The sequence below is a fragment of the Bradyrhizobium sp. USDA 4353 genome, assembly GCF_054063215.1.
This window is the reverse complement of the sequence record NZ_JBSSGB010000001.1, coordinates 1,777,092-1,802,368: the sequence shown is the minus strand read 5'-3', so window position 1 is coordinate 1,802,368 and position 25,277 is coordinate 1,777,092. Positions and strand designations below refer to the sequence as shown.

General features: G+C 66.8%; 23 protein-coding genes. 13 read left to right on the top strand and 10 right to left on the bottom strand.

Going from position 1 to position 25,277, the window contains the following annotated elements; genetic code table 11:
- Window positions 1–305: 305 nt before the first annotated feature.
- The gene (locus ACVILH_RS08100) at window positions 306–1,373 is read right to left on the bottom strand and encodes a serine hydrolase domain-containing protein (RefSeq protein WP_456712419.1); all 1,068 of its coding nucleotides are present in this window, start codon (window positions 1,371–1,373) and stop codon (window positions 306–308) included.
- A gap of 343 nt (window positions 1,374–1,716) precedes the next feature.
- Between ACVILH_RS08100 and ACVILH_RS08095 the strand changes: the two genes are divergently transcribed.
- Window positions 1,717–2,037, top strand: coding sequence for a hypothetical protein (locus tag ACVILH_RS08095; RefSeq protein WP_456712418.1), 321 nt, complete (start codon window positions 1,717–1,719; stop codon window positions 2,035–2,037).
- A 164-nt stretch (window positions 2,038–2,201) separates the two neighbouring features.
- Window positions 2,202–3,698: an NAD-dependent succinate-semialdehyde dehydrogenase gene (locus tag ACVILH_RS08090; RefSeq protein WP_456712417.1), complete on the top strand. Its 1,497-nt coding sequence runs from the start codon at window positions 2,202–2,204 to the stop codon at window positions 3,696–3,698.
- Window positions 3,699–3,744: 46 nt separating this feature from the next.
- Here ACVILH_RS08090 and ACVILH_RS08085 read toward each other — a convergent pair whose 3' ends face one another.
- Window positions 3,745–4,347, bottom strand: coding sequence for a hypothetical protein (locus ACVILH_RS08085; protein WP_456712416.1), 603 nt, complete (start codon window positions 4,345–4,347; stop codon window positions 3,745–3,747).
- A gap of 166 nt (window positions 4,348–4,513) precedes the next feature.
- Window positions 4,514–6,679, bottom strand: a complete 2,166-nt coding sequence (locus tag ACVILH_RS08080) for an SLC26A/SulP transporter family protein (protein ID WP_456716903.1) — start codon at window positions 6,677–6,679, stop codon at window positions 4,514–4,516.
- Window positions 6,680–6,883: 204 nt separating this feature from the next.
- Between ACVILH_RS08080 and ACVILH_RS08075 the strand changes: the two genes are divergently transcribed.
- Together ACVILH_RS08075 and ACVILH_RS08070 are read left to right on the top strand one after the other, a co-directional pair.
- Complete coding sequence (locus ACVILH_RS08075) at window positions 6,884–7,570, top strand: phytanoyl-CoA dioxygenase family protein (RefSeq protein WP_456712415.1); 687 nt, start codon at window positions 6,884–6,886, stop codon at window positions 7,568–7,570.
- A 50-nt stretch (window positions 7,571–7,620) separates the two neighbouring features.
- A complete protein-coding gene (locus ACVILH_RS08070; RefSeq protein WP_456712414.1) occupies window positions 7,621–8,250 on the top strand; it encodes a glutathione S-transferase family protein in 630 nt (209 codons plus the stop codon).
- 59 nt (window positions 8,251–8,309) lie between these two features.
- On the opposite strand, the gene ACVILH_RS08065 is transcribed toward ACVILH_RS08070, so the two are convergent.
- Window positions 8,310–9,398: a mandelate racemase/muconate lactonizing enzyme family protein gene (locus ACVILH_RS08065; RefSeq protein ID WP_456712413.1), complete on the bottom strand. Its 1,089-nt coding sequence runs from the start codon at window positions 9,396–9,398 to the stop codon at window positions 8,310–8,312.
- A 131-nt stretch (window positions 9,399–9,529) separates the two neighbouring features.
- Between ACVILH_RS08065 and ACVILH_RS08060 the strand changes: the two genes are divergently transcribed.
- Entirely contained in the window at window positions 9,530–10,393 is an 864-nt protein-coding gene (locus ACVILH_RS08060) for an ornithine carbamoyltransferase (RefSeq protein ID WP_456712412.1), read from the top strand.
- A 70-nt stretch (window positions 10,394–10,463) separates the two neighbouring features.
- Here the strand turns inward: ACVILH_RS08060 and ACVILH_RS08055 are convergent, their stop codons facing one another.
- Window positions 10,464–10,904, bottom strand: coding sequence for a response regulator (locus tag ACVILH_RS08055; protein ID WP_456712411.1), 441 nt, complete (start codon window positions 10,902–10,904; stop codon window positions 10,464–10,466).
- A 32-nt stretch (window positions 10,905–10,936) separates the two neighbouring features.
- On the bottom strand, window positions 10,937–11,329 hold the full coding sequence (locus ACVILH_RS08050; protein WP_456712410.1) for a response regulator: 393 nt from the start codon (window positions 11,327–11,329) through the stop codon (window positions 10,937–10,939).
- A 332-nt stretch (window positions 11,330–11,661) separates the two neighbouring features.
- Between ACVILH_RS08050 and ACVILH_RS08045 the strand changes: the two genes are divergently transcribed.
- From ACVILH_RS08045 to ACVILH_RS08035, 3 genes are all read left to right on the top strand, one after another.
- The gene (locus tag ACVILH_RS08045; protein WP_456712409.1) at window positions 11,662–12,351 is read left to right on the top strand and encodes a Crp/Fnr family transcriptional regulator; all 690 of its coding nucleotides are present in this window, start codon (window positions 11,662–11,664) and stop codon (window positions 12,349–12,351) included.
- A 421-nt stretch (window positions 12,352–12,772) separates the two neighbouring features.
- Window positions 12,773–13,432 (top strand): HAD hydrolase-like protein, encoded by a 660-nt coding sequence (locus ACVILH_RS08040; RefSeq protein WP_456712408.1) that lies wholly within the window; start codon window positions 12,773–12,775, stop codon window positions 13,430–13,432.
- A 99-nt stretch (window positions 13,433–13,531) separates the two neighbouring features.
- Window positions 13,532–14,209 (top strand): nitroreductase, encoded by a 678-nt coding sequence (locus ACVILH_RS08035; RefSeq protein ID WP_456712407.1) that lies wholly within the window; start codon window positions 13,532–13,534, stop codon window positions 14,207–14,209.
- 1,062 nt (window positions 14,210–15,271) lie between these two features.
- Here ACVILH_RS08035 and ACVILH_RS08030 read toward each other — a convergent pair.
- Together ACVILH_RS08030 and ACVILH_RS08025 are read right to left on the bottom strand one after the other, a co-directional pair.
- On the bottom strand, window positions 15,272–15,646 hold the full coding sequence (locus ACVILH_RS08030) for a nuclear transport factor 2 family protein (RefSeq protein WP_456712406.1): 375 nt from the start codon (window positions 15,644–15,646) through the stop codon (window positions 15,272–15,274).
- Window positions 15,647–15,746: 100 nt separating this feature from the next.
- Window positions 15,747–16,502, bottom strand: coding sequence for an SDR family NAD(P)-dependent oxidoreductase (locus ACVILH_RS08025; protein WP_456712405.1), 756 nt, complete (start codon window positions 16,500–16,502; stop codon window positions 15,747–15,749).
- A gap of 95 nt (window positions 16,503–16,597) precedes the next feature.
- Between ACVILH_RS08025 and ACVILH_RS08020 the strand changes: the two genes are divergently transcribed.
- The 5 genes from ACVILH_RS08020 to tsaE all read left to right on the top strand — a co-directional run bounded on the left by ACVILH_RS08020 (window position 16,598) and on the right by tsaE (window position 24,531).
- Window positions 16,598–17,518: a LysR family transcriptional regulator gene (locus ACVILH_RS08020; RefSeq protein ID WP_456716902.1), complete on the top strand. Its 921-nt coding sequence runs from the start codon at window positions 16,598–16,600 to the stop codon at window positions 17,516–17,518.
- Between the two features lie 888 nt (window positions 17,519–18,406).
- Window positions 18,407–19,834, top strand: coding sequence for a bifunctional phosphopantothenoylcysteine decarboxylase/phosphopantothenate--cysteine ligase CoaBC (gene coaBC / locus ACVILH_RS08015; protein ID WP_456712404.1), 1,428 nt, complete (start codon window positions 18,407–18,409; stop codon window positions 19,832–19,834).
- An 11-nt stretch (window positions 19,835–19,845) separates the two neighbouring features.
- Window positions 19,846–20,304 (top strand): dUTP diphosphatase, encoded by a 459-nt coding sequence (gene dut / locus ACVILH_RS08010; protein WP_456716901.1) that lies wholly within the window; start codon window positions 19,846–19,848, stop codon window positions 20,302–20,304.
- A gap of 193 nt (window positions 20,305–20,497) precedes the next feature.
- Window positions 20,498–23,005 (top strand): PAS-domain containing protein, encoded by a 2,508-nt coding sequence (locus tag ACVILH_RS08005; RefSeq protein ID WP_456712403.1) that lies wholly within the window; start codon window positions 20,498–20,500, stop codon window positions 23,003–23,005.
- Window positions 23,002–24,531 carry a tRNA (adenosine(37)-N6)-threonylcarbamoyltransferase complex ATPase subunit type 1 TsaE gene (tsaE, locus tag ACVILH_RS08000; protein WP_456712402.1) on the top strand — a complete coding sequence of 510 codons (1,530 nt, stop codon included), beginning with the start codon at window positions 23,002–23,004 and terminating at the stop codon, window positions 24,529–24,531. Before ACVILH_RS08005 ends, tsaE begins: the two co-directional genes overlap by 4 nt.
- A gap of 46 nt (window positions 24,532–24,577) precedes the next feature.
- Here the strand turns inward: tsaE and ACVILH_RS07995 are convergent, their stop codons facing one another.
- Both ACVILH_RS07995 and ACVILH_RS07990 read right to left on the bottom strand, forming a co-directional pair.
- On the bottom strand, window positions 24,578–24,991 hold the full coding sequence (locus tag ACVILH_RS07995) for an EVE domain-containing protein (protein WP_035647550.1): 414 nt from the start codon (window positions 24,989–24,991) through the stop codon (window positions 24,578–24,580).
- An 18-nt stretch (window positions 24,992–25,009) separates the two neighbouring features.
- Entirely contained in the window at window positions 25,010–25,240 is a 231-nt protein-coding gene (locus ACVILH_RS07990; protein ID WP_456712401.1) for a hypothetical protein, read from the bottom strand.
- Window positions 25,241–25,277 lie beyond the last annotated feature (37 nt).

The following is a 25,277-nucleotide window of genomic DNA, read 5'->3' as shown; positions in this document are numbered from 1 at the left end:
GTCACAGATAGCTGCAATTCCCGTGTGGCTACCCCTCACCCCGACCCTCTCCCCGTGAAGAACGGGGGAGAGGGGGCGCACCGGTCGTACAGCAGGAAGGGTGATCAACTCATTAGTTGATGTATCGAGCGCGTCGGGCTGATGATCACGCTCGCCGCCCCCGCACGTCCTCACCTCATCACGCCGCCTTTTGTCCGCCCGCGGCATCCAGCCCGGCATACACGCCGCGCTCGAAGCCCGCAAAAGTCTCCAGGCACAGCCGGTCGGCGAACGGCAAGAGCTGCATCAGGATCACGCCGGTGACGTCACGGGCCGGATCGATCCAGTAGTAGGTGTTGGCGAGCCCCGCCCAGGCGAGGCTGCCGGCGCTGCGGCCTTCTGCCGTCTGCGCCGTCGTGATCATGAAGCTGAGGCCCCACTTCTTGACGATGTCCGGATAGAGGTCGACGTCGTTGGTCACGCCCGGCACCGCCGCGGCCATCTTCGTCATCTCCAGCTCGCCGATGTGGTTGTCGCGCATCGCCGCGACCGTCTCGGGCTTCAGCACCTGGTTGCCGTTGCCGCGGCGCGCCATTGAGGATCATTCGGGTGAAGCGGATGTAGTCGCCGGCCGTGCCGTAGAGGCCGCCGCCGCCCATGTGGAATTCCGGCTCCTGCTCGATCTCGAACGGGATCGGCGCAAGGCTGCCGTCCTCGCCGCGCGCGTGCATGCCGACCAGGCGGGCGCGCTGCGCGGCGCCGAGCTTGAAGCCGGTATCGTCCATGCCGAGCGGCGCGAACAGATTGTCGCGCAAGTAAGCGTCGAGCGTCTGCCCACTCGCAGCCTCCACCGCCTTGCCGACGAAGTCGATGTTGATGCCGTACTCCCAGCGCGTGCCGGGATCGGACGCCAGCGGCAGCTTCAGCGCCTCGTTCTTGCAGGTGATGATCCCGGGCGTACCGGCCTTCTGCACGTAAGTGGCCATGTCGCCGTTCCACATGTCGTAGCAGAAGCCGGCGGTGTGGGTCATGAGATGGCGCAAGGTGATCGCGGTCTTGGCCGGCCGCAGGATCGGCTCGCCCTTCGCATCGAAGCCGTCGAGCACCTGGGGTGCGGCGAGATCGGGCAGCACCGCGCCGATCGACGCATCCAGTGACAGCTTGCCCTGCTCGACCAGCTGCATGCCGGCCGCGCAGGTGATCGCCTTGGTCATCGAGGCAATCCAGAACACGCTGTCGGCGGTCATCGGATCGTCGCGGCCGAGGTCGCGCTTGCCGAAGGCGCCCTCATAGATGACCCCGTTGCTGTCAGCCGCGATCGCGACGACGCCGGGGATCTCGCGCGCCTCCGCCTTCTGCCGCAGCACGCCATCGATGTCGGTCTTGTTCTGCATGGTCTCCTCCGTCCCGCTCTTGCTCGGCGGTCCAGGATTGTTCCCCGCCCTGATCGGGGCGGCAAGAAGCGCTGGAGACGCAGCAGGTCGCGATCTCGTGATGATGCGGCGCGAACGCAGAAGAGGCGGGAGAACCGGGACGGGGACGCCACATCCCTTCAAATTCCTCAGAGAATCATGATTAGTTCCATCGAGCCGCGAGTCCGTCACATGGGCGCCATGTTCCCACCACGGGCCTCGGACTGTTGTGAGTTGCAACCATTTTTGCATTAAAGGGTTCAAGAACCGGCTTTTTCGGGCCGAAGGTATGACTATGGCGGCAACGTCCGCCGTTGGGGGCGATATGATTTCGAAGTGGAGCGAGTGGAAGCGGTATCCCCGGCCGGGGCGCGGTGACAATATCGAGGCACCGATCACCCCAGGGATCTATGAGGTGCGCGTCGCCGCGACCGGCGCGCTGTATTCGTTCGGCGCGGTCGACAATGTGGCCCAGGCGCTTGCAATGCTGCCGGTCGGGCAGAAGTCCTGGTTCGGCCGCCGCGATCCCGCCGCGCTGCCCGACCTGGAATACCGCACCTGCGCGACCTCGACCAAGGCTGACGCCAAGGCCGCCGCGGAGCGCATGATCGGCCGTCGCGAGACCTATATGAGCGGCGCGGCCTAACGGCCGCTCCGACCGGCGGGACCTGCGCACGTCGCATTTGGTGCCGTCAAGGCACGCTTGGCCCGGTCGAATGTACCGGTCGGAAGGCGCACGCGCGGTGCGCCTGTGACGGGCCGTGGCTATAGTCGCGCGCGACAGATCGACCGCTTCGAGGGAGACGCCCGATGACACCGACCGCCGCTGCCCGCTCCACTGCGCCTGCCACCGCCAGCTTGCGCGAGCGCCTGAAGGACGCCTCGCTGCTGCGTGAGCAGTGCTACATCGACGGCGCCTGGGTCGGCACGCCGGAGCTTCCGGTCAACAATCCCGCCACCGGCGTCGAGATCGCCAAGGTCGCGCAGCTCGGCGCCGCCGAGACGACGCAGGCCGTCGAGGCCGCCGCGCGCGCCTTTCCGCTATGGGCCAAGCAGACCGCCAAGCAGCGCTCCAACATCCTTCGCAAATGGTTCGAGCTGATCATGGCGAACCGTGAGGATCTCGCGCTGATCCTCACCTCCGAGCAGGGCAAGCCGCTGACGGAGGCGCTCGGCGAGGTCGATATCGGCGCCGCCTATATCGAGTTCTTCGCCGAGGAGGCCCGCCGCGTCTATGGCGAGACCATCCCGACACAGAAGCCGGATGCGCGCCTTCTGGCGCTGAAGCAGCCGATCGGCGTCTGTGGCGCGATCACACCGTGGAATTTTCCGAACTCGATGATCACCCGCAAGGTGTCGCCGGCGCTCGCCGCCGGCTGCAGCGTGGTGCTGAAGCCGGCCAACGAGACGCCGCTGTCGGCGCTAGCCTTGGCCGTGCTGGCCGAGCGCGCCGGCATTCCGAAAGGCGCGCTCAACATCGTCACCGGCGACGCCCCGCCGATCGGCAAGGTGCTGTGCGAGCATCCGGCGGTGCGCTTCGTCGGCTTCACCGGCTCGACCGAGGTCGGCAAGATCCTGTACCGGCAGTCCGCCGGCACGGTGAAGAAGCTCGGCCTCGAGCTCGGCGGCAATGCGCCGTTCGTGGTGTTCGACGACGCCGATGTCGACGCCGCGGTCGAAGGCGCCATCGTGTCGAAGTACCGCAACATGGGCCAGACCTGCGTCTGCGCCAACCGCCTCTACGCGCAGGAGGGCATCTACGACGCCTTCGTGCAGAAGCTCGCCGCCAAGGTCGCGGCGATGAAGATCGGCGACGGCACCGAGGCGGGCGTGACCCAGGGCCCGCTGATCAACGAGGAGGCGGTCGAGAAGGTCGAGCGCCATATCGCCGATGCGGTCAAGGGCGGCGCCAAGGTCGTCACCGGCGGCAAGCGCCATGCGCTCGGCCGCACCTTCTTCGAGCCGACCGTGCTGTCGGACGTGAGGGCCGATGCGCTGGTCGCCCACGAGGAGACGTTCGGTCCGCTCGCGCCCGTGATTCGCTTCAAGGACGAGGCTGACGTCATCGCGATGTGCAACGCCTCGCCGTTCGGTCTCGCGTCCTACTTCTATGCCCGCGATCTCGGCCGCGTCTGGCGCGTGGCGGAAGCGCTGGAATCCGGCATGGTCGGCGTCAACACCGGCCTGATCACCACCGAGGTGGCGCCGTTCGGCGGTGTCAAGGAGAGCGGCCTCGGGCGCGAGGGCTCGCATCACGGCATCGAGGAATATCTCGAGATCAAATACGTGATGATGGCGGGCGTCTGAGCTCGAAGACCCTGAGCTAGCGCGTCGTAGCTTCGAGCGCGCCGGCTCAGGCGATCTTGGGAAGCTTGTCGACCGGCACCATGTAGGACTTGTTGCCGTATTGATAGATGACCTTCCCGCTCTTGCCGTCGTCGGTCGAGATTTGCGTCTGCTCGAACATGATGGTGTTCTTGTAGACGATCCCGGTGCCCTGGCGGGTGATGCCGTTCGCGGTGACGCTGACCTGGGCCTCCTTGCCGTTGACCGCCAACACCCGATAGTTCGCGCTCATGCCGTTCTCGCCGGAATAGCCGGCCCAGCTGCCGAGGAGATTGCTCTCGCTGGCGGGGGGCGCCTGCTTCTCCAGCATCGCGGTGGCCTTGCCGCCGCCGGCCGAGAACAGCAGCACCGCGTTCTTGCCATTCTTGGTGCCGAGCGTGACGGGGCCGAAATCGATGGTCGAGCCGTTGACCTGGCCGATGCCGCGCTCGGTGCGGCCGTTATGGGTGTATTCCACCGTGGCCGCCGCGCCTCGGATGTTGACGACCTTGAAGCTCACGGCCTGGCCGCTGGCGGTCCAGCTGCCTTTCCACTCGCCGAGCAGGTTGCTCTGGCGGTAGACCCGCTCATTCGCGGGCGAGATCTGGTTCATGCTACTGACGGCGACCATGTGCACCTGCAAGCGGCTGGTCAGATCATTTCAATCTGTGTCTGATCATGACCACTCTCTGCAGGTAGGCCGTCGGCGTTAACGATCGGTAAATCTCCGCGACCGCCGCGCCCTTGCGCGCCGCGACCGATCGTCCCGGCGGGCGGTCCTTGCGCGCTCAACCCGGCTACCGGCGCAGCACGGCGATGGTGCGGTTGGCGAAGCTCAGCCGCTCCGCCATGATCGTCACGAAATAGGTCAACAGCTTCTGCGCCAGCGCCGGATGCTCGCGCGAGATCGCCTGGAATTGCGGGACGGTGAGCTCGTAGAGCACGCTGTCGGTCTCGGCCTGGATGGTGGCGCTGCGCGGGGTCTGTGCGACCAGGCCCATCTCGCCGATCGTGGTGTAGCGGCCGAGGCTGCGCACCCGCGTGGTGCCGCCATGCTCAGCCGGCACCATGATCCCGAGGCGGCCGTCGAGGATGAAATGCATCGAGGCGGCCGGCTCGCCGGCGCGGACGACCGTGGTGCCGGCACCGACGTCGAGCCTGATGCAGCGCGCCATCAGTTCGCCGGCCTCGGCCTCGCTGCCGAGAATGCGCGTGAGCCAGTCGCGCAACGACGCCTCGTCCTCCGCATGCTCGCGGTGGCGCGCGATGATCGCGTTCTCGCACCATTCCAAGGCATGATCGAGCTCGGGCGCGATCAGGACGTCCTTGCTGATGAACTCGCTGGCGCGCAAGGTGCGCTCGACGGAGCGCGGCACGTGGACCAGCACCAGCTTGACGTCGCGCTCCACCGCGAGCCGCTTGATCTGCGCGAAGCTGTAGGCGGCCGAGGAATCGATCCCGGTCACGAGCTTGAAGTCGAAGATCAGGAAGCGGCATTCCATCCGCCGCGCCAGCAGCAGCTTGACCTGCTGATAGAGCCGGTTCGCCGAGCCGAAGAACAGATAGCTCTGCAGGCAGAGCCCCTGGATCTCCCTGCCCTGCGCCGTCAGCAGCGCCTGATGATCGCGCGAGCGATCGAGCGAGGAGCGATATTCGCTGCCGTCGAAAGCGTATTTGACGGCGCTGACGCGCGAGGCGCTCAGCGCGAAGGCGGCGCAGCCGATCACGACGCCGATCAGGATCCCCGCGATGAAGCCCCATTGCAGGATGATGGCGATGATCAGCAGCAGCGAGGCGTAGTCGGTCTTCGACAGGCGCCGTCGCGACTGCACGGTCCATTTGTGCAGCGTGTCGGCGCCGAGATAGAGCAACAGACCGCCCAGCACGAATTTCGGCATGTAGCCGAGCAGCGGCTGCGACAACGCCAGCATCAGGACGGAGACGGCGGCGACGGTGAGGCCCGAAAGTCGCCCGGTGCCGCCGGCCTTGACGTTCAGCGCCGTGCGGCTGATGGAGATGCAGCCGGTGTAGCCGCCGAGCACGCCGGCGAGCGCATTGGCGACGCCGGTGACCGCGAGCTCGCGCTCCACATCGGCCTCGTGATGGGTGGCGACCTCGATCCCGGCCGTGTTGAACAAGGTGCTGGCGGCGGTGACGAAGATCACGGCGACGATGTTGCCGGACAAATCGGACAGCGCCGCCCACGGATAGTTGCCGAGCGCATCGGCCGTCCAGGGCCACACCAGCGCGACCTGCGGCGGCGACTGGAACGTCCAGCCCATCGCCTGCGCCGCGACCGGCGTGATGCCGCATAGCCAGAAGCCGAGATGCGCCGCGATCGTGCCGCTCACCAGGATCACCGGCAGGCCGAACGGATTCCGTGACCGGTGCCAGGTCAGATACAGGAGCATCGCCATCGCCGCGGCGGCCGCGAGCTCATAGCCGGTCTGCGCGTTGGCGAAGGCGAGCAAGGTCGAGAGCTGCAGCCGATGCCCGGTGATCACCCCGATCGCGCCGATCACGATCAGCGCGCCGGTGGCGCCGAGGAAGCCGCCGACCACGGGATAAGGCACGTAGCGGATCATCCGCCCGACCCGGCTGATGCCGCACGCCCACAGCACGAGTCCGGTGACGAGACTGGTCAGTCCGAGGGTGATGACGACCGGCATGAACGGCGACGCGGCGGGGTCAGTGGCGATGACGCGCTCGGCCAGCGACGCCGCCAGGATCGCCGTGACGGCGGCGGTCGAGCTGTCAGGCGCGCCGATCGCGAAAGGCAGCGAGCTGCCGAGCCCGAGCACCAGCGCCATCACGGCCGACACCATGAAGGTGATGCCGATGCCCTGCCCGAGATAGGCCGCGAGTGGCCCGGCGAAGATCAGCAGCGAATAGGACAGGCCGTAGGTGATGGTCAGCACGCTGGCGGCGGCGCCGCCGAAAATGTCATCGAGGCCGCGTCGCATGAAGGGATCGGCGCGGCCGGCAGTCAGGGTTCTACTCACGTCAATATGCCTCTAATCAATGGCTCACTCGTAGGCCGGCCTGCGCGTCGCGCAAGCGGAATTTTGTGACATGCACGTCCTTTTCGATCGTGCGCGATGCCGCTTGCAGCCAGGCGATCCTTCGTCGAAGATGCATCGATCTCACGACGACACCTTGGAGTGTGGATGCAGGTTTCGGCAGCGGCGATCACACGCGTCGGCTCCCTCGCCGAGGCCGAGGCGCGGCGGCTCGATGTCGACGGCTATCTGCTGCTGCGCGGCGTGATCCCGGCGGACTGGCTTCCGCCGCTGCGCGACGCGTTCGAGGCGGGGACGGTGCCCTCGGAGCAATGGCCGGTGCCGCGCGGCCGGGACTGGCGCCACGCGATGGTCGATCTCGACCCGACCGTGCAGCGCGTCTGCCGGCTGCCTCCGATGCTATCAGCGGTGTCTCACATCCTGAAGGCGCCGTTCTTTCTCGGCCAGGTCGAGGGCCGTGAGCCGCTCGCCGGTGGCGGTCAGCAGCCGCTGCATCGCGACGGCGTCGATCGGCTCCGCACCGACGCGGTCTCGGCGCTGGCCTTTCTCGATGGCTTCGGCCCCGACAACGGCGCCACGCAGGTCGCGCCGGGAACGCATCGCTTGGAGACGGATGATGTGCAGGCCGTGCCCTTCGTCACCACGGGCGAGGCCGGCGACATCCTGCTGTTCGACGTCAACCTGCTGCACGGCGCGACCCGCAACCGCAGCGGCGCCCGCCGCCGCTCGCTACTGATCACCTACGCCGTTTCCACCCAGCAGGAGGAATGGCGCCGGACCCGCGCCTTGCGCGCGGTGCGGATGGACCAGGACGAGATCTTCGACGTGGCGTAGCCGCGCCATCGCGCCCGTCCGTGCGCAGTTTTCACCCAGAGAGAACGCCCATGAAGCTGTACGATTCGCCGACCGCGCCAAGCCCGCGCCGCGTGCGCATCTTCCTCGCCGAGAAGGGCGTCACGATTCCCACCGTCCAGCTCGACCTGCGCGCCGGCGAGCAGTTTCAGCCGGAGTTTCGGGCGCTCAATCCGCAATGCACCGTTCCGGTCCTGCAGCTCGACAGCGGCGCCGCCATCACCGACATCATCGCGATCTGTCGCTACATCGAGGAGCTGCATCCCGATCCTGTGCTGATGGGACGCGACGCGGAAGAGCGCGCCGTGATCGAATGCTGGGTGCGGAGGATCGAATGGGACGGCATTTATGCCATTCAGGAAGCGTTCCGCAACAGCATGCCGGGGCTCGAGCACCGCGCGCTGCCGGGCCCGCTGCCGCTCGACCAGATCCCGGCGCTCGCCGAGCGTGGCCGCCTGCGCACCGCGCACTACTTCGCGTGGCTCGATTCGCGGCTCGCCGACCACGCCTTCGTCTGCGGCAACGCCTTCACGATCGCCGACATCAGCGCCATGGTGACGGTCGACTTCGCCGTTCGTGCCAAGCTCGATCCCCCGGATCATCTCCGTCATATCAAGCGATGGTACGGCGACGTGTCGAGCCGCCCGAGTGCAAGAGCCTAGGCCGGCCAGAGCGACCGAGATCGATCTCAGCTTGTGTCAGCAGTGATGACTGTCCGCCCTTAGCCCGCGAGCTTCGCCAACCTCTCCCAATCGAATGTGATGCCGTGCCCCGGCCGTGCCGGTGCCAGCGCCATGCCGTTCTCCAGCACCAGCGGATGCTCGATATAGCGGTCGAGGCCGAAGCCGTGGGCTTCGAGGAAGGAGCGGTTCGGGCAGGCCGCGAGCAGGTGCACGGTGATGTCATGCGCGCCGTGGCTGGTGACCGGCAGGTTGAACGCTTCCGCCAGCCGCGCGATCTTCATGAAGGCGCTGACGCCGCCGCAATTGGTGACGTCGGGCTCGGGATAGGACACCGCGCCGGCACTGATGTAGTTCTTGAAGTCCCACAGCGAGCGCAGGTTTTCGCCGGCCGCGATCGGCACGCCGCCGGCGGCCAGAATGCGCGCATGACCGGCGATGTCGTCCGGAATGGTCGGCTCCTCCAGCCAGGTCAGATCGAACGGCTGCAACGCCCGCGCGGCGCGGATCGCCTCCTCCACCGTCCACTTCATGTTGGCGTCCGCCATCAGCGGAAAGCCGTCGCCGAGATGCTGCCGCATCGCCTTGACGCGCCCGACGTCGGCGGCGAGATCGGGCCGGCCGACCTTCATCTTGATGGCGCGGAAGCCGCGGCCGAGATTGTCGTCGGTCTGCTGCAACAGGGCATCGATGGAGAGATCAAGGTCGATGCCGCCGGCATAGCACGGCACGCGCGCATCGAAGCCGCCGAGCAGGCGGAACAGCGGCAAGCCCGCGCGGCGGGCCTTGAGGTCCCAGAGCGCGATGTCGAGCGCCGACAGCGCCAGCACGACCGGTCCGCCGCGCCCGCCATAATGCAGGCCCCACCACACCCGATGCCAGATCGCCTCGGTACCGTCCGCCTCCTGGCCTACGACGAGATCCGGGATCTCGCGCCTGACGATGTCGGCGACGGCGGTGCCGTTGCGCCCGACCGTGTAGGTGTACCCGACCCCTTCGGCGCCGTCGGCGTCGCGCACGCGGCAAGTGATCAGCTCGAACGCCGTCATCGCGCCATGGGTGCTGTCCGTCAGCGTCACGCTGAGTGGAATGCGATACAGGCCGGTGTCGATCGTGTTGATCTCTGCCATCGCGCGGTTCCTTCCCTGGATTTTTGCCGAAGGTTATGCTCGTGCTGGGACGACGGCAATTGCGAACGGCGCATGGCGGATGCGAGCGGGGCTTCGATGCGATCGGCGCCCCCCGGATGTGGTGAGAGTGCATGACGGGAGATCGTGACATCCTGGCCCTCAGCGACCTCGATGGCTCGAATATCCTGGGCATGCTGGTGCGCGCGCAGGAGCTCGGCGCCTGCTGGCAGGCGCGCGCGATGCCGCAAGCGCTTGCAGGTCGGCGCATCGCGCTGGTGGTCGATGATGGCGGCTGGCGCAACACCACCGCCTTCGATCTCGGCGTGCAGGCGATGGGCGGCGTCTGCGTGCGCGCGCCGATCCGCCTCAACGCCACCGAGGCGGTCGAGGATCTCGCCGCCTATCTCGACAACTGGTTCGATGCGGTGGTCTGCCGGACGCCCGAGCTCGAGATGCTCTATGCCTTGTCGCACTGGGCGCAGGCGCCGGTGGTCAACGCGCGCACGCGGCAGAATCACCCGTGCGAGATTCTCGGCGACCTCGCCTTCCTGTGGCATCGCCGCGGGACGATCGAGGGATTGAAGATCGCCGTGGTGGCGCCGGCCGCGAACATCCTGGGCTCGTGGATCGAGGCCGCGCAGGTGCTTCCGATCGACGTCGTGCAGGTCTATCCGGCACGATGGCACGCGCCGGGCGAGTCACCGCGCTTTCACGTCACGACCGATCTCGCCGCCTTGCAGGACGCCGACGTGATCGTCACGGACTGCTGGCCGAGAGATGAGGAACCCAGCGTCCTGCAGGACTATCAGATCACGGCCCCGCTCCTGGACGGTCTCCGGCCGGATCTGGAGTTCCTGCCCTGCCCGCCCGTGACCCGGGGACACGAGGTCTCCGAGGATGCGATGCGGCATCCCGCCTGTCGCGCGGCGCAGGCCAAGGCATTTCTGCTGCACGCGCAGAATGCCGCGCTCGAATGGGTGTTCGAGGGCGCCTGAGCCGGCTCGTCGCATCCAGATCAGGGATATCGCGCCTCACGATGCCGGCCACGGCGAACGACGCGGGTTGCTATCCGCGCCACGATGTCCCGCTCACCGCGATCCGCTTGCCTTCCTGCGGACGCTGCCTGCGGCCGGCGAGCAGTCGCAGAATGCGGCGCTCGAGAATCTGCGGATCGAACGGCGCCGGCAGCGGTCCGCTGGCGCATAGCGAGGCCGCGATCTCGACCGCCCGTTTGGTCGTTCCCATGAGCCGAAAATCGAGCTGCTGGCCATGGTCTCTGATCCACTTGGCGAGACCGAATCCGTCGCCCGCCAGCGCCACATTGCTCACGACCACGTCGACGGAAAAGCCGCCTTCGAGCAGCTCGATCGCTTCATCGGCGGACCTCGCTTCGAGGACCTTGTGACCGCAGCCGCGGAGAAATTCCGCCAGCGACATGCGGACGAGCACGTCGTCTTCCGCAAGCAGGATCGTAAGTGCCGGTGTCTGGCTCTGTCGCATCTGCATGCGGGACAACCGAAGCGGCGCAGGCTTCGTTCCTAAGCGCCGATCACAGAGCGGATGTAGCTCATCACGAGCGCCAGGTCCCATGGCTTGCTGAAGAATTGATCACACAATGCGCCGGGCGGCATGCGCTGCGCTGATGTCAGCACAACCGTGAGCTCTGGATAATCCTGCTTCACGGTGCTCGCCAGCGCTACTCCGTCCATCGTCCCGGGCATCCGGACGTCGGTGAACAGCAGCGAGACCTGCGCGCCGCAGGCGAGCACCTGCAAGGCCTCGTCCGCATCGCCGCATTCGATCACGTTGAGGCCGAGCTCTCGCAGTTCATCCGAGATCATCATGCGGATGATGACCTCGTCGTCGACGACCAGCACGGTGTGCTTGGCATGGCGATTGGTCAGCGTTCCGAGCACCCCGCTTGTGTTCACTTCGGCACACTCCTTCAATGGGTTACCGCGACCCTAATGACGCCTCGGCAGCAACGTTCCTAAGCCGCGACATGGCATCGGCCGGCGGCGCGCGCGGGGGTTGCCGCAATAAAGCATGTTAGTTCGCAGCTTCTCCGCAAAGGGCATGTGATCGTTGCCTGAGGGCGATGATCGAACGGGCTGTCTGCTGCGGCGCAGCTACGCCAGGTCGCGCGCTGCCACGCCAGCTTCCTACGCCAACGTACGACAGGAACGTTCGCGTGTGGCCCGGCTTGGCCCCGGACATCTGTCATCCAGATGACGTTTGGGGGAACAGTTCACCGGAGATCCTCATGGAGAACCGCCTGCTCGCCCGTGTTCCCGCCGAGGAGTTCGCGTTTCTGCGGCCGCATCTGCAGAAGACGCATTTGAACTACATGCAGGTCTTGTCGGAGCCGGACGAGCCGATCACGCAGATCTACTTCCCGATCAACGGCGTCCTGTCGATGGTCAACGAGCCTGACGACGGCGACATCGTCGAGTTCGCCACCGTCGGCAATGAAGGCATGGCCGGGGTGCCGATCCTGCTCGGCAGTCCGACGATGCCGAGCCGCGTGCTGGTGCAGGTGCCGGGGTCGGGCCTGCGCATGGGCGCTGCCGAGCTGCTGACCGAGCTGAAGCGCATGCCGGTGTTTCACGTGCGGCTGATGCGCTACGTGATGGCGCTCTTGAACCAGGTGGCGCAGTCCGCGTCGTGCAATCGGCTGCATCCCGTGCAGGAGCGCTGTGCGCGCTGGCTGCTTCAAACCCACGATCGCGTCGAAGGCGAGAGCTTCATGCTGACGCAGGAGTTCCTCAGCCAGATGCTCGGCGTGCACCGTCCGACCGTGACGATCGCCGCGCGCATGCTGCAGCAGGCCGGCCTCATCCGCTACCATCGCGGCCAAGTCGAGGTGCTCGACCGGGATGGTCTGCAAGCCGCGGCATGTCCCTGCTACCGCCTGATTGATGACCAGTATCGGCGGCTGCTGGAGCAGGACTGACCTGCTCCATCGAATGCTGCAGCACCGCATAGCAGTCCGCCGCCGCCAGCCAGAACGAACGCAGCATGGCGTCGCTGACGCGCTCCGCCGCAGCGAGGCAGTCAAGCTCGGCCTTGCGGTGTCGAAGATGTGTCATCGTCCCTCGGTGGTTGAAGCCCTGGCGAATTGGCCCATGCGTTCGCCCGTCGCGCTATGCGCTCGTCTTCCGCGTTGCGCGCGGGCTCGACCGGTCGAAACAGCCGCGCGAGGTCGTCGAGCCAGCGCACAAGGGGTGTCATCTCGTCGGTGTATCAGCGCAGACGGCCTGCCGTCGGTCATCCAGCTAACCAATGGACGCGAAATCGACCTTTGAGCTGGTGCGTCGGGCCTGTGTGTCCTGCGCTGGCGTTTACGACGGATCAGCCCGCCACTATGGTCAGGCATGTCCCATTCGGTCCTGCTCGACCTCGACGGCACCGTGATCGATTCGCAGCCCGGTATCGCCGCGAGCACGGCGGCAGCGCTGCGGGCCCTCGGGCACACGCCGGACGACACGCTCGACATTGCCAGCGTCATCGGACCGCCGCTACAGGACATGCTGCGTATCATCCTGCAGCGCTTCGGCGATGATCGGGTCGATGAAGCCGTGATCGCCTATCGCAAGCACTATGGCGCCGAAGGTCTGTTCGCCAGCACGCTCTATCCCGGCATCCGCGAGGCACTGCAGGAGATGCACGGCGCCGGACGACGGCTCTATCTGGCGACATCCAAACGCGAGCTGTTCGCGCGCCGCATCCTGGAGCATTTCGACCTGGCATCGTTGTTCACGGCGATTCATGGCTCGGTGCCGTCAGGGGCGTTGGACCACAAGCCCGAGCTGCTCGCGCATATTCTCACGGAGCGGAATATCGCCGCGCGCGACGGTCTGATGGTCGGTGATCGCCGTCACGACATTGCCGGCGCGCGAGCGGTCGGCATGCGCAGCCTCGGCGTGCTCTGGGGCTATGGTGGTCGCGATGAGCTGGAGACGGCCGGCGCAGACCGCGTGGTGGAAAGTCCCTTTGATCTTGCGCGCACGGTTGCGTCGATGCTGACCCGATAGCTCGCGGCCGGACGCTGGTGGCGGGTGCCAATCTTGCGCCGGAACTCAAAAGCCGCGAAGATCGCGACCAAACAATCTCAGGGCAGGAAGTCCACGCACATGGAATTCGACGACGTCATCCTCGGACGCCGCAGCATTCGCGGCTACAAGCCTGATCCGGTGCCGCGCGCGCTGATCGAGGAGATCATCCAGCTTGCGATGCGCGCGCCGTCGTCGATGAACAGCCAGCCGTGGAATTTCTACGTCATCACCGGCGAGCCGCTCGACCGCATCCGCGCCGGCAACACCGAGCGCATGGTCGCCGGCGTGCCGCAGTCGCGTGAATTTCGCATCGGTGAGCCGTTCGCAGGCCATCATCGCGAGCGCCAGGTGCAGGTCGCCAAGCAATTGTTCTCCGCGATGGGCATCGCGCGCGACGACAAGGACAAGCGCCAGGACTGGGTGCTGCGCGGCTTCCGCCAGTTCGACGCACCGGTCTGCATCATCGTCACCTATGACCGCGTCCTCGCCGGCAGCGACGATACGCCATTCGATTGCGGCGCGGTCACCAACGCACTCGTCAACGCCGCCTGGTCGCGCGGCCTCGGCGCCGTCATCAACAGCCAGGGCATCATGCAGTCGCCCGTCGTGCGCGAACACGCCGGCATCGCCGCCGACCAGGTCATCATGAAGAGCATCGCGCTCGGCTGGCCGGATCATGATTTCCCGGCGAATGCCGTGGTGTCAGAGCGCAAGTCGGTGAAGGACGCGACGGTGTTCGTGGGATTCGAGGAGTAGCTCAGGTCCGGGAAGCGTGGGCGTACAAGGCAGCGCTTACCTCTCTGCTGCGACTTGAACTTGCCAAAGCGAATGCGGTGTCCATGAATGTGCCCTCTCCCCTTGCGGGAGAGGGCAAGTGCGGCCCGTCCGCGACCGCGGTTGGGTGAGGGGTATCTCTCCGCGAGCGACGCTTGTTGAGAGAGACCCCTCACCCAACCAAGCTTGCTGCACGTTCCTACATGCCCTCTCCCGCAAGGGGAGAGGGCACACTCACCGGCGCCGCGTTCGGCGGACGCGTTTGAAGGCACGGCAGTTAGTTGGCAAAGCGCCGCCGCGATCTCGACTCGGGATGCACTGAGCTCGCCTTTGCCTACTCGACAGAGTGGTCGCTCTGCCGCGAGACTTGAATTTGCCAATGCGAGTGCGGTGCCCATGACTGTGCCCTCTCCCCTTGCGGGAGAGGGCATGTATGGCCCGTCCGCGAACGCGGTTGGGTGAGGGGTCTCTCTCCGCGAGCGACGCTTGTTGAGAGAGACCCCTCACCCAACCGAGCTTGCTGCACTTTCCTACATGCCCTCTCCCGCAAGGGGAGAGGGCACACTCACCGGCACCGCGTTCGGCGGACGCGTTTGAAGGCGAGGCGGTCCGCGGGGTGGGCACGGCGCCGCTTCGATCTCACCTCACTGCACTTGCCTTTTGGCTACTCGACAGAGTGGTCGCTCTGCCGCGAGACTTGAATTTGCCAATGCGAGTGCGGTGTCCATGAATGTGCCCTCTCCCCTTGCGGGAGAGGGCATGTGCGGCCCGTCCGCGAACGCGGTTGGGTGAGGGGTATCTCTCCGCGAGCGACGCTCGTTGAGAGAGACCCCTCACCCGACCAAGCTTGCTGCACGTTCCTACATGCCCTCTCCCGCAAGGGGAGAGGGCACACTCGCCGGCACCGCGAGCGGCTCCCGCGTTTGAAGGCGAGGCAGTCGGCTCGACGGTCGCATCTCGGGACGCGCTACCCTGCTGCCTTTGCTGCCCTAGCGCCCCGCACCTTTCCACGTGCATGGTAGATGAGCATAGGCCCACTTCGTCTCAAGCCGGGCCATTCAGCAACACCCAAAGCCGCGCGATCCGGCCGTCGACGATCTCGGCAACGTCGGCGCCGGTCACCGCGACAGGTCCACCTTTCGGCCCTGCCTGCCAAGGCAGGTGGGCCAGGCCATGGTGACCCACCGCGCTGCCGACGGGGGCGAAGACGAAATCAGGCCCGAACTGTTGAAGCAGGTCGCCCGCCACGCGTGAAATCTCGGCGCGGCCGTTGACGACGTTGGTCGGCTCGAACATGACCGGCGCTTCGACGAACAGCTCGGCGATCGCGTCCGCGCGCTTTGCGGGATCACGCTCGTTGAAGACGCGATTGAGGTTCGACCGGAGAAGATGGTCGTAGTTGTCTGATGGATGCGACATGACTTACTCCTGTGATGGCGAGAGCGCCGCGTGCGGACGGGCTTGCGTGCGGCATGCGGCGTCAAGCGTTGTAACAAGGTCGTCTCGATGACGGCGTGCTTCACACCTGCGCCTGTCCGCCATCGACGAACAGTTCGGCGCCGTTGACGAAGCTGGAATCGTCCGAGGCGAGGAACACGGCCGCCTTGGCGATCTCGTCGGGATCGCCGACGCGGCCGAGCGGAATGCGCGAGGCGAGGTAGTCGAGCAGTCCCTGCTGTTGCGCGGCGTCGGGACCTGCGAGCTCGACGAGGCCGGGCGTCTTGGTGGCGCCGGGGCTCAGCGTGTTGACGCGGATGTGGCGGTCCTTGAGATCGAGGATCCAGTTGCGCGCGAAGGCGCGCACCGCTGCCTTCGAGGCGCCGTAGACGCTGAACGCCGGCGTGCCCTCGGTGCCCGCCGTGGAGCCGGTCAGGATCACCGAGGCGCCGTCACGCAGCAGCGGCAGCGCCTTCTGCACGGTGAACAGGACGCCCTTCACGTTGCGGTCGAAGGTGTCGTCATATTGCTGCTCGGTGATCTGGCCGAGCGGCAGCATCGATCCGCCGCCGGCATTGACGAACAGCACGTCGATGCGGCCGACATCCTGCTTCACCTTCTGAAATAGAGCATCAAGGTCGGCGAGCTTGGCAGCATCGGCCTGCACGCCGCTGGCACTCCGGCCGATCGCGGTGACGGCGGCGTCCAGCTCCGGCTTGCGGCGGCCGGTGACATAGACCTGGGCGCCTTCGGCGGCGAAGCGCTTGGCAGTGGCGAGGCCAATGCCGCTGGTTCCGCCGGTGACGACGGCGATTTTTCCGCTGAGCTTCTGGGACATGTTGGTCTCTCCTGTTGTGGTGGCCAACAGAAGATGGCGAAGGCCGTGGCATTTCGATATAGAAACGGTTGAAAGTCATCGTTGCAGGAAAGTCGATGTCGAGCACGCGCTTACCCGATTTCGAAGGCCTCGCCCTGCTGTCGAGGGTCGCCGAGGAGCGTTCCTTCGCCGGCGCCGCCCGCGCGCTGAACCTGTCGGTGGCAACGGTCTCCCGGGCCATCACCCGCCTCGAGGACCGGCTCGGCGCACGGGTGTTCAACCGGACCTCGCGCAAAGTGGCACTGACCGATTTCGGCCGGACGCTCGCCGAGCGCGGCGCGCGCATGCTGCGGGAAGCCGAGGAGGCGGAAAGCGCCGCGCGCGAATTGTCGAGCCGGCCGCGCGGCACCATCAATCTTGCGGTGCCGATGTCGTTCGGCTTGCGCGAGGTCAGCCCGCTGCTTCCCGCCTTCGTGCGCGAATACCCGGAGATCACGCTCAACCTGCACCTCAGCGACGCTGCCGTCGACCTGATCGGCGACGGCTTCGATGCCGCATTGCGGATCGCAGCATTGCGGGACTCATCGCTGATCGCCCGCCTGCTGCGGCCGATGGGCCGCTTCCTGGTGGCATCACCAAGCTACATCGCCCGCTACGGCCGGCCGCAATCACCCGCCGAGCTGAACGTCCATCACTGCCTCGGCTACGCCTATCGCGCACGGACGGCGACCTGGCACCTGACCCACAGCGACGGCCGCGAGGCCGCGGTGACGCCCACCGGACCACTGTCAGTGACCAACATCGATGCGCTGCTGCCGGCATTGCTGGACGGCATCGGCATCGCCGAACTGCCATGCTTCGTCGCCGATCCCCACGTGGCCGAAGGGCGGCTGGAGATCCTGCTGCCCGAGTGGAAGCTCCCGGGCGGCGGGTTGTACTTCATCACCCCGGCCGCGCATGTGCGGCCGGCCCGGATCGGAGCACTGAGCGAATTTCTCGCGAAGCACTTGGGGCGCTCGCGCGAAGAACGCTGTTAGAGCTCGATCTGCTTGTACGGAATCGCGCCTTGCGACATTCCGGATTCCGCAGCGTGCAGCTTCGATGTCAGCCCCGTGATCACCTTCCCTTGGAGGGGGAGGGTCGGCTCATAGGCGCGACGCGCGTGTGAGCCGGGGTGGGGTGATCTCTCCACTTGCACCGAGCCCGCGGCTTCACCCCACCCCGCTCGCCCGCTTCGCGGGCGATCGACCCTCCCCCTCTAGGGGAGGGTGAGACCGAGATCGCGGCCCCCACCGTCGTAATCATAGGGAGACATGGCGATTGAAGCATGATGGGTGTGATGACGTCATGCTTTAGCTACACAACGCTCCCACGCTTCCGTGAAGCGCAAACGTTTGTCTTGCTATTTTTCCGAAATCATTCTCTACTCCGCGCATCCCGTCCTCATGCAGAGGGGCGTACGCGTCGTCACGATACGTTGAGGCGGGGAGCGGTGGCCGCGAGCCTGTCAGGTGCTGATGCGCTGGACGATTGGCAGCTTGCGGACGTTCAAGCCGTGTGGTCCTGGCGCCCCGATGCTGGCGCTAAGTCGCGTGACATGACGTGTCGCGCAGGCGACGGGGGCAAGAAAGCCGGTCCCCGGGGAGAGCGCGGAGCAGACGTTAAACCCATCGCGCAGGGAGGGCCGGGATGTCTCGGCTGAACCTGTGGTGACCGCCGCGTGCATTTTTTTCGCACGCGGGCCATGGGAGCAGCCAGCTCCCGGCCTTCCCTGCGCCCTCGGCATGTCCGAGGGCGAGACCGATCGGCAAAGCTCGGACCGTCAGGCCGCGAGGCCGATCAGACGCGTCTGGCGCAGCATCTGATTGCACTGCATTCAATTTCTGCTAGCATTGCCTTCATAACGATAATGCCGGGGGGCTGTCATGGCGAGCCTGACCATCCGCAAGCTCGACGACTCGCTGAAAACCTATCTCCGCCTGCGCTCCGCGCAGAATGGCCGCTCCGTCGAGGAGGAAGTCCGCGTCATCCTGCGCGCGCTGATCGAGCCGGTCGATCCGTCCGCCCCTCCCCCGGCGCCGCCCGCGCCCGCCGCCCTGCCCGAGCCGCTCGTGCCGCAGCCAGGCCTCGCCCGCGAAGCCCGCGTCACCCTGATCATCGGTGGCGGCATCGCGGCCTACAAATCGCTCGACCTGATCCGGCGGCTCAGGGAACGCCACATCCACGTCCGCTGCGTGATGACCAAGGCGGCGACGCAGTTTGTCACCGAGCTGGCGGCGTCGGCGCTCTCGGGCGATCGCGTCTTCACCGACCTGTTCGACGCCCGCAGCGAGCTCGATGTCGGCCATATCCGGCTGGCGCGCGACTGCGATCTCATCGTCGTGGCGCCCGCCACCGCCGACCTCATGGCCAAGATGGCGCAGGGCCATGCCGACGACCTCGCCAGCGCCATCCTGCTCGCCGCGAGCCGGCCGATCCTGCTGGCGCCGGCCATGAACCCGATGATGTGGAGCAATCCGGCGACGCGCCGGAACGCTGCGACCCTGCAACGTGACGGCATCCACATGATCGGGCCGAACGCCGGCGAGATGGCCGAGAAGGGCGAGGCCGGCGTCGGCCGCATGGCCGAGCCGACCGAGATCGCGGAGGCCGTGGTCGCGATGCTGAAGCCGCCTGTGCCGCGGCCGCTCGCCGGCCGGCGCGTGCTGATCACCGCGGGGCCCACGCATGAGGCGATCGACCCGGTGCGCTACATCGCCAACCGCTCCTCCGGCAAGCAGGGCTTTGCGATTGCCGCGGCCGCGCAGGCGGCCGGCGCCGACGTGCGGCTGATCACGGGGCCGGTCGAGCTGACCGATCCCAAGGGCGTCAAGGTCACGCATGTCGAATCGGCGCGGCAGATGCTCGAGGCGGTCGAGGCCGGGCTGCCGGCGGATGTCGCGATCTTCGCCGCGGCGGTGGCGGACTGGCGCGTCGCCAGTGAAGGCGGCCAGAAGCTGAAGAAGACCGACACGGCGATCCCGCCGCTGCAACTGGTCGAGAACCCCGATATTCTCGCCACCATCTCCAAGCTGAAGGACAAGCGGCCCGGCCTCGTCATCGGCTTCGCGGCCGAGACGGAGCATCTGATCGACAACGCGAAAGCCAAATTCGCGCGCAAGGGCTGCGACTGGATCGTCGCCAACGACGTCTCGCCGGCGACCGGCGTGATGGGCGGCGACCGCAACACCGTGCATCTCTTGACCAGGAGCGCCGACGGCGTCCATGTCGCCTCGTGGCCGATCATGACCAAGGACGAGGTCGCCACCGCCCTGGTCGCCGAGATCGCCAGAACGATAGGACCATCAGCGTGACAACCATGAGCGTGACACAGACCATTGCCATCGACGTTCAGATCCTGCGGCATGGCGCCGGCCTGCCGCTGCCGGCCTATCAAACCGCGCACGCCGCCGGCATGGACCTGCTCGCCGCGGTTCCCGACGATGCGCCTGTCGTGCTCGCGCCCGGCCGCCACGCGATGGTGCCGACGGGATTGTCGATCGCCTTGCCGGACGGGTTCGAAGCGCAGGTGCGGCCGCGCTCCGGCCTTGCCGCGCGTCACGGCGTCACCGTGCTGAACGCGCCGGGCACCGTCGACGCCGACTATCGCGGCGAGGTCTGCGTGCTCCTGATCAATCACGGTGAGGCCCCGTTCACGATCCGCCGCGGCGAGCGCATCGCGCAGATGGTGATCGCCGCCGTCGCGCGCGCCGAGCTCAGCATCGTCACGTCGCTGTCGGCGACCGCGCGCGGCAGCGGCGGCTTCGGCTCGACAGGCCGTTGAACTACGGGCTCTTCGCCATCGTTCCGACTCGCCTATGCCCATCGATGAACGCATTTTCAGTCCGTGCAACCACCGTTCACGGTCTGGACTCTTACCGCTGGAGTCCTGAAGCGGTTATTGTTGATTGATTCGTGAGACGGCGCGGTCGACCCGATCGGCGCCGCGCGGAACTTTCGTGCGGTTTGGGGCAAATATGTCGGGCGTGATCGTGGTGATGCGTCAGACGCTGCTGTCGTGCACGTCACTCGCGCGCAAAGGCCTGATGGGTCTCGCTGCGACTGCGCTTGCGCCGGCAACGCCGGTCCTCGCGGGCGATGGCGTGCCGGCGGATGCGATTTCTACGCTGTTCGAGCTGAGCCGATCCGACGTCGCCGAGCTCACGGCGATGCTGGCGCTGCTCGGCTTCTCCGTGGTCGCGGCGATCGCCTTCGTGCGCACCCGGCTTGCCGCTGCGCGGAAGGAAGCGAGGCTGCGCGCCGATGTCGCCGAGCTGCAATTGCAGGCCGACCGTTATCGCGCGCTGCTGTTCGCCGAGCCGCAGATCCTGATCGCCTGGCCCGCCGGCGGCCATCGCCCGCAGATCTCTGGCGACACCTCGATGCTGGTGCCGTCCGATCAGCCGCAGCGCATCCTCGCCTTCGGCACCTGGCTGCCGCCCGAGCCGGCGCTGCAGCTCGACCACGCGGTCGAGGCGTTGCGTGAGGCGGGCGAAGGCTTCATGCTCAATCTCACGACCTCGCATGGTCACGCGATCGAGGCGATGGGCCGCGCGATCGGCGGCCAGGCGATCGTGCGCATCCGCGAGCTCTCCGGCCTGCGCCGCGAGCTCGCCGAGACGCAATTGCGCTTCAAGGCGCTCGGCGAGGAGACGGAGTCGCTGCGCGCGCTGGCCTCCGCGCTGCCCTGGCCGATCTGGGCGCGCCAAGCCAATGGCGCGCTGTCTTATGTCAACGCCGCCTATGCCCGCGCCGCCGACGCGCGCGATATCCCCGACGCGATCAGCCGCAATCTCGAGCTGCTCGACTCCGCCGATCGCACCGACCTGCAGCGTGCGCTCGGCGCCGGCGGACATTTCGAGGGCCGGCTGCCGATCGTCGTGAGTGGCGAGCGGCGGATGCACGACGTCCGCGCCTTCACGCTGGGCAGCGGCAGCGCCGGCGTCGCGATCGATGCCAGCGAAGCGGCCGCGTTGACCGATGCCCTGGTGCGCATGCACGAGGCGCATCGCCGCACGCTCGACCAGCTGTCGTCGGGCGTCGCCGTGTTCGACGGCCAGCGCCGGCTCGCCTTCTACAACGACAGCTATCGCCGGCTCTGGGATCTCGACACCGCCTTCCTCGACAGCCAGCCGGATGATTCCTCCGTGCTCGACCGCCTGCGCGCCTCGCGCAAGCTGCCGGAGCAGGCTGATTTCCGCGCCTGGAAGGCCAAGCTGCACGAGGCGTATCGCGCTGTCGAGGCCGCCAAGGACACCTGGTTCCTCCCGGACGGCCGCGCGCTCTCGGTCGTCACGACGCCGAACCCGGAGGGCGGCGTCACTTATCTGTTCGACGACGTCACCGAAAGCTTTGCGCTCGCCCGCCGCTATGACGGCCTGATCCGGGTCCAGCGCGAGACGCTCGACAGCCTCGCGGAGGGCGTCGCGGTGTTCGGCTCGAACGGCCGCGTCGAGCTGTTCAATCCGGCCTTTGCCAAGATGTGGCGGCTGTCGCCCGATAGCCTGCGCGAGCATCCGCACATCGACACCGTCGAATCCTGGTGCCGCTCGCTCTATGACGACGGAGTCGCCTGGCGCACCATTCGGGAGGCGATCACCTCGATCGAGAACCGCCTCGACGTCGCGCTCAAGCTGGAGCGCAAGGACGGCAGCGTGCTCGACTGCATGAGCCGCCCGCTGCCGGACGGCGCGACGATGCTGACGTTCCAGGACATCACCGACACCGAGAATGTCGAGCGTGCCCTGCGCGAGAGCAACGAGGCGCTCGAGGCCGCAGGCCAGATGAAGATCGACTTCGTCCACCACGTCTCCTACGAGCTGCGCGCGCCGCTGACGACGATTATCGGCTTCGCGCATTTCCTGTCCGATCCGTCGACCGGCCCGCTGACGCCGAAGCAGGCCGAGTATCTCGACTACGTCACCAAGTCGACCAATGCGCTGCTGGCGCTGACCAACAACATTCTCGACCTCGCCACCATCGATGCCGGTGCGATGAAGCTCGAGCTCGGGCCCGTCGACGCCGCCAAGGCGATCGAGGCCGCCGCCGAGGGCGTGCAGGACCGGCTGGCCACCGACCGCATCCGCCTCGAGGTCAAGGTCGCCGCCGATGTCGGCAGCTTCGTCGGCGACGAGCGGCGCGTCGTGCAGGTGCTGTACAATCTGCTCGCCAATGCCGTCGGCTTCTCGCCGCAGGACTCCACCGTGATCGTGTCGGCCCGCCGAACCGACCACAGCGTCGCCTTCGCGGTCACGGATTCCGGCCCGGGCATTCCGGCCGACATCAAGGACCAGATGTTCGACTGGTTCGTCAGCCGCTCGCAGGGCTCGCGGCATCGCGGCGCCGGGCTCGGCCTGTCGCTGGTGCGCTCCTTCGTCGAGCTGCATGGCGGCAAGGTGCGGATGGATTCGGTGGTCGGCAAGGGCACCACGGTCACCTGCGACTTCCCGACCGACCACATCGCGCAACGCAACGCTGCGGAATGACGGACCGGCAGACATACACGATCGCGCTGGCGGACGAGACCGCAACCGCCGCCTTGATGGCGGACCTCGCGCTACTGATCGGCCCGGGCGTACTGATCACGCTCACGGGCGATCTCGGCGCCGGCAAGACCGCCGCCGCGCGGGCGATGATCCGCTATCTCGCCGACGATGCCGAGCTGGAAGTGCCGAGCCCGACCTTCACTTTGGCGCAGAGCTACGATCTGCCCAGCTTCCCCCTGGTGCATGCCGATCTCTACCGCATCAGCGACGCCTCCGAACTGGAGGAGATCGGCCTGTCGCCGCTGCCCGAAGCGACGGTGGTGCTGATCGAATGGCCGGAGCGCGCCGGCGGCGCGCTGCCACAGGACCGCATCGACATCGCCTTGCGCCACGATGCAGCCCAGGGCGACAGCGCGCGCAGCGTCGAGATCACCGGCAGCGGCAAGGCGGCGGCTGTGGTCGCGCGGTTGAAAGCGCTGCGCGAATTCCTCACCGAAGCCGGCCACAGCAAATCGCGCCGCGAGCGCATGGCCGGCGATGCCTCGACCCGCTCCTACGCCCGTCTCTACAAGGGCGAGCGCGTCTACATCCTGATGAACTCGCCGAAGCGGCCCGATGGTCCGGCGGTCTACAACGGCAAGCCCTATAGCGGCGCCGTGCATCTCGCGGAGGACGTCCGCCCGTTCGTCGCGATGGCCGGCGCGTTGCGCGGCCGCGGCATCTCGGCGCCGAAGATCAACGATGCCGATCTCGACCACGGCTTTCTGATTACCGAGGATCTGGGCCGCGAGGGCGTGATCGAGGGAGATCCGCCGCGCCCGATCGTGGAACGCTACGAGGCCGCGACCGACCTGCTCGCCGCGCTGCATGCGCAGGACGTGCCCTCCGTGCTGCCGCTGGCGCCGCAGGTCACCTACAAGGTTCCGACGTTCGACGTCGATGCGATGCTGATCGAGATCGGACTGATGCTCGAATGGTACCTGCCGGATCGCGGCGTCGAGCCGTCGCAGGTGCTGCGCGCGGAATTTCTGGAGATGTGGCGCGACCTGCTGGAGGCGCCGCTCGCGGCCAGGCCAACCTGGGTGATCCGCGACTATCATTCGCCGAACCTGCTCTGGCTTGGGGCGCGCGAGGGAATCGCGAGGGTTGGCGTGATCGACTTCCAGGACGCCGTGATGGGCCCGCCCGCCTATGATGTGGTGTCGCTGGCGCAGGACGCCCGCATCGACGTTCCCGCGGAGATCGAGCAGGCGCTGCGGGAACGCTACGTCGCGGCACGGCAAGTTGCCTCGGCCGAGTTCGACGCCGATGAGTTCGGCGCGCACTACGCGATCATGTCCGCGCAGCGCAACACCCGCCTGCTCGGCACCTTCGCCCGCCTCAACCGCCGCGACGGCAAGCCGCATTACCTCAAGCACCAGCCCCGCATCTGGGACTATCTGCAACGCTCACTGGCGCACCCGGCGTTGGAGCCCCTCCGCGCCTGGTACGCCGCCAATGTCCCGCCACCGTCCGGCGTGTCGTGAGTTATCTCGGCACGATCGGTGCCCTGGGAGAAATGCCGGTGGTGCTTTACACGCCACCCATCTTGCAGACGAGCTTCCACTCCTCAGGCGTCACAGGCTGCACCGACAAACGCGACTGCTTGACCAGCGCCATCTCCGCGAGCTTCGGCTCCGCCTTGATGGCGGCCAGCGTCACCGGGGTCTTGAACGGCTTGTGCGCCTTGATGTCGACGCAGACGAACTTGGCCGTCTTGTCGGTCGGATCGGGATAGGCTTCCTTGATGATCTCGGCGATGCCGACGATCTCCTTGCCCTCGTTGGAATGGTAGTAGAAGGCGAGCTCGCCCTTCTTCATCGCCACCAGATTCTGCCGCGCCGTGTAGTTGCGCACGCCGGTCCATGCCTCGCCCTTGGCGCCCTTCTCCACCTGCTGGTCCCAGGACCACACCGAGGGCTCGGATTTCACCAGCCAGTAGCTCATCGTCTCTCAGACCTCTTATCAATTACGCGAGCGCAGGGTCATATCTTCTTTGAGCTCGGGATATCTTGCAATCAGTTTCGGCACGATCTCGTAGTCGACCTCCCTGATCAGATTCGCGAATGCGGCGAAGACGGCATCCTTGATCTCGGCGTCACAGAAATGTTCGGCCACGTAGAACGGCAAGTTCAATTGTTCGACCAGCGCATCGAGCGACTTCATCAGAAGCCTTGCATCCTTGATCTCCATCATGTCCTCCCGGGATCACACAAGCGTCGGCGCGTGGCGC